The organism is Haloferax prahovense, assembly GCF_000723845.1.
Lineage (GTDB): Archaea > Halobacteriota > Halobacteria > Halobacteriales > Haloferacaceae > Haloferax > Haloferax prahovense.
In genome coordinates this window covers 1-3,903 of sequence record NZ_LK053004.1, presented here as the reverse complement: position 1 = coordinate 3,903, position 3,903 = coordinate 1, and the positions used below count along the sequence as shown (strand labels likewise).

General features: G+C 61.3%; 5 protein-coding genes. 2 read left to right on the top strand and 3 right to left on the bottom strand.

Features of this window, described 5'->3' with window-relative positions:
* Nucleotides 1-491 precede the first annotated feature (491 nt).
* Entirely contained in the window at nucleotides 492-830 is a 339-nt protein-coding gene (locus BN984_RS19545) for a hypothetical protein (protein ID WP_156037911.1), read from the top strand.
* A 377-nt stretch (nucleotides 831-1,207) separates the two neighbouring features.
* On the opposite strand, the gene BN984_RS20185 is transcribed toward BN984_RS19545, so the two are convergent.
* Nucleotides 1,208-1,450, bottom strand: a complete 243-nt coding sequence (locus BN984_RS20185; protein ID WP_081909291.1) for a DUF7563 family protein — start codon at nucleotides 1,448-1,450, stop codon at nucleotides 1,208-1,210.
* 119 nt (nucleotides 1,451-1,569) lie between these two features.
* On the opposite strand from BN984_RS20185, the gene BN984_RS18850 reads away from it, so the two are divergent.
* The gene (locus BN984_RS18850) at nucleotides 1,570-1,869 is read left to right on the top strand and encodes a hypothetical protein (RefSeq protein WP_049969071.1); all 300 of its coding nucleotides are present in this window, start codon (nucleotides 1,570-1,572) and stop codon (nucleotides 1,867-1,869) included.
* Between the two features lie 11 nt (nucleotides 1,870-1,880).
* Here BN984_RS18850 and BN984_RS19540 read toward each other — a convergent pair whose 3' ends face one another.
* A complete protein-coding gene (locus BN984_RS19540; protein WP_156037910.1) occupies nucleotides 1,881-2,129 on the bottom strand; it encodes a hypothetical protein in 249 nt (82 codons plus the stop codon).
* A 107-nt stretch (nucleotides 2,130-2,236) separates the two neighbouring features.
* Nucleotides 2,237-3,178, bottom strand: a complete 942-nt coding sequence (locus BN984_RS18845) for a hypothetical protein (RefSeq protein ID WP_156037909.1) — start codon at nucleotides 3,176-3,178, stop codon at nucleotides 2,237-2,239.
* Nucleotides 3,179-3,903 lie beyond the last annotated feature (725 nt).

Sequence of the window (3,903 nt, the reverse complement as noted above, 5' to 3'; positions counted from 1 at the left end):
CCTGACAATCGCAATTGCACTCTGGATAACAAACAAGTAAGCGACAGCACCGCACCGCCTGTCGTGTCGCTCCGCTTCGCTCCGCTGTTGCGGACCGGCTTGCGGGTCGGGGGCAAGCCCCCGCTTCCGCCCGCTCCGCGCGGACTGGGACCCGCGCTCCGCTCTTCCGGTCCTTGCGGTGGACTGTCCCGTAAGCACCGCTCTGGACGGTTTGCGGCTGGTATACGTCCGATACGCGTCAGGCGAAACGCCTTTGCGTTCGGCAGGAGAAGACTCAGGCGAGGACGAACCAGTACAATCGGTTCCTCGACGGGTACACTTTGGTAGGGTACACCCGTCGAGTTCGTCCGTCGCCCGGCCTTCCTCCGGGCGTCTGTTCATTCTGTAAGTGGCGACGTTGTCTGTTACTGACTTCTCCTCCCCCCGACCACTTAGTTTTGACTCAAGCGTCGTCAGAGGTTTGAAGTCCGGGTATACCAGAGTATACCCACATGACAACGACGATTTCTGCAAAGGTCAGCGAAGACCTTGCACAAAGAATCGAGGACGCACGGGAAGATGGAGAAACACGCTCGCACGCAATCGGACGGCTCCTCCGCACCGGCCTCGAGGCCGACCCATCCACCACTTCAATCAGTCTCCCTATCGTTCTCCTCTGGTCTGGAACACTATTCCTCGCCTCCGCCTATGCCGACGCCAGCGGCCTCATCGGACCAGCTGGTGCAGTCCTCACACTCGGGGGTGTCCTACTCTCACACGACGATGCGAGAGCCGCTCTACTCAACGTATACCACGACCTCGGACAAAGCGACGGTTCAGAAGAAGACTGACAACATACTGGAATCGACTGCCGTTCACGATGGATACTCAACAGCCGCCACCCCACCGCCGCCTTGCGTTCTCCACCGACACCACCACCACACACCCCCCGGCGGGCATATATACTTACTACTAGGTGCGCTTTGGCGAGGGTTCGGCGGTGACCGACCCCAATAAGAATGAGATTTTCCCTCGGAACTGAAGGAGATCGACGCGAACGTGCCGTGGGTCAAGGTCACTCAGAAAGGAAGCTCAGTCGGAAGTCTCAGAAACCGACTCACCCTCACGACGGCGCTCGAAGTATTCGAACAATGCACCGACCGAGACTAAGGCCGACACCAGCGTAACGACCCAACCAGCGACCGCCGCGGCGAGGAAGCTTGCCATGTTAGTCACCCGCGCTCGAGGCCGTGAGCGAATCCGGCGACCCACCGTGCCTACCCGGCGACGTTTCCGGGTCAGGTACACCCGGGTCGATTCCTGCCCCACTACCACGGGAAAGCCTCGCCGTCGTATCGCACTCTCTGCACCGATGAACGACGTTCGAAGCGTCCCCGAAAACTCGACGGAACGACCGGGAAACGACCGAATCACAATGCTGACATCTTCGATTGTTCGTATCAGCCTCCATTACAGTCAGTAAGAGCGATGTATACCGCTTGAACCTCCAGAAAACCTTGGTCGGTCCGTCTGAAATCCACTCGTTCGAGGTTAGAGCTAAGTACCATTGGGTGGCCGAACAGGTACTTCATGGTATTCCGAAAGCTTCGAAACCACGACGGCACCCCACTCGTCGCGCTCGACCCCGACGAGTTGGCGATTGATGGAATCCTCGACGAGAACAAAGAGGTCCCAGAGAACCAGCAAATGTACGTACAACGTATGGGGAAAGGCGTATACATCGTTCGGGAAGTTCCCAACGAAGGCACTCTACCCCCGCTCACCGAGACCCCGTTCGTTCAGGCACTCGCCTCACAAGAAGCACTCAAACGAACCCAAGAAGAATCTGAATCCGACTTAAAGAGTGGGGGAACCGTGGTCAGTCGGTAATACCGACCTGCTCAGTCCGGCCTCTTTCCTGTGAACAACTCCCATCGACCAGAGCCAACGTGCCGAACGACAACCTGCCATTCGTCGGTCAACTCGCCGTCCACCACGATGCCGTCGCCCTCGAGGTCGTCCTTAGGAATCGTCACCCCGAACGTCGTGCTATCCAGTTTCCGCAACTTCATGATTCGAACGGCAGGAGGTTCGCACTCCTGACCGTCGGAACTATCCGCTTCGCCGTCCGAGCAATCGTTTGCTGTCATGGTGACTCTGTGACGGCACGGGGTCGGTGTCTTCAGCACCGGCCCTTTCGGGCGTGACCCGCGCCTCGCGCCTCGCCCGTTTTCACGAGGTCATCAGCAACACACAGCTACAACTCTCCGAACGCACCAAGCCCAGACTGCCGGTCGACCGTGAACATCCGTCCAGTCTCCAGCAACCACTGGCGAACCCGCGCCTCGTTCCCACGAATCGACGGCGGAGGTATCTGTGTCTCCTCGAACACCCACATCTCCACCGCACGGAGCCTGTGGATACGCTTCCTCGGAAGCGACGCTATCCATGAGGAATCCGACAGCCACGTCCTCAGTTCCTCGAGGTCGTGAACCACCGCCTCGCACCCGTCGATAGCGCACCGCACTTCCGGCTCCTCCCCATCGCCACCCAGCATCTCCTCAGGCTCCAATCCGACCGCCTCCCTCGCCCGCTCCTCCATGAAGTGCCACCCAGTCGCCGTCAGTTCGTCCTCCGGGTCGAACGACGCCGGATGCATCTCTCCGAACCACGTCGCCGTCTGACGGCCCTGCTGGGCCGCTCCGTGCGTCCGCAGATACCACGCGGCCCGTGCCATGTCCTCGAACCCTTCGAGGTCGTGCTTGTGGAACGCGGAGAACGAACGGATGTTCTTCACGACCCACCCGTCCGGCACGCCGTCCGGGTCGAAGTCCTCGCACGCTACCAGCGCGTGGTAGTGCGGCCCCGCCTCCACGAGTTCCTCCCACTCCGACCAGTCGTTACTGTCCGCCCAGTCTCGCAGGAACGACCAGCGTCCTCGACGAGCGTCCCAGTTCCCGTGCTCGACCGCCGCCGCGAACATCTCGTCCGCGAAGTCGCTCGTCCGGTACGGGTGGGCCACCATGTACCCGCCGCGCCCACCCGCCGCCTTCACCGCGTCCTGGGCGTCCGACCGGAGCGACCAGAACCGGTCAGTAGACACCCGGTCCACCTCCGGGGAAGCGACGACGTGCAGTAGCCGCTTCCCCCAGCCGGACGCCGCCTCCCGGTACGCTCCGAGTCGCGCGACCGCGCTCACCGTCCCATCGCGGACCCAGCCGCGCCAGTGGTCCGGACAGTATCGCGTGTCACACGACGACCGACCGAGATGGACGTGACCCGATTCACAGAATCCGACCGGCGTCAGTCCACGGCACCGATTCGGCGCGTCACCCATCCCCGGAATCCGCACCGTTTCACCGTAGTACGTGGATTCGGGAGTCGGCAGTTCAGACTCGACGGAATCGGCTCCAAGCATCAAAACCGGATTCCCCCGTTAGAAGCACTGAAAACCCCGTGAGTCGCCCCGTAGGGGGGGCAAGGCGGGCGTAGTAGCAGGATACTGGCCGCACCGCCCCGCACCACCACTCGCGCCCCGCTAATCTCGACTACGTTTACTAGTGGAGGTGAGACAATGCTTGAACTGAAAATCACGATAGACCTGACAATCGCAATTGCACTCTGGATAACAAACAAGTAAGCGACAGCACCGCACCGCCTGTCGTGTCGCTCCGCTTCGCTCCGCTGTTGCGGACCGGCTTGCGGGTCGGGGGCAAGCCCCCGCTTCCGCCCGCTCCGCGCGGACTGGGACCCGCGCTCCGCTCTTCCGGTCCTTGCGGTGGACTGTCCCGTAAGCACCGCTCTGGACGGTTTGCGGCTGGTATACGTCCGATACGCGTCAGGCGAAACGCCTTTGCGTTCGGCAGGAGAAGACTCAGGCGAGGACGAACCAGTACAATCGGTTCCTCGACGGGTACACTTTGG

Bases quoted from the DNA above. Each gene is read 5' to 3' on its own strand.
- BN984_RS19545 (WP_156037911.1), top strand. From the start codon at position 492: ATGACAACGACGATTTCTGCAAAGGTCAGCGAAGACCTTGCACAAAGA.
- BN984_RS20185 (WP_081909291.1), bottom strand. From the start codon at position 1,450: ATGGAGGCTGATACGAACAATCGAAGATGTCAGCATTGTGATTCGGTC.
- BN984_RS18850 (WP_049969071.1), top strand. From the start codon at position 1,570: ATGGTATTCCGAAAGCTTCGAAACCACGACGGCACCCCACTCGTCGCG.
- BN984_RS19540 (WP_156037910.1), bottom strand. From the start codon at position 2,129: ATGACAGCAAACGATTGCTCGGACGGCGAAGCGGATAGTTCCGACGGT.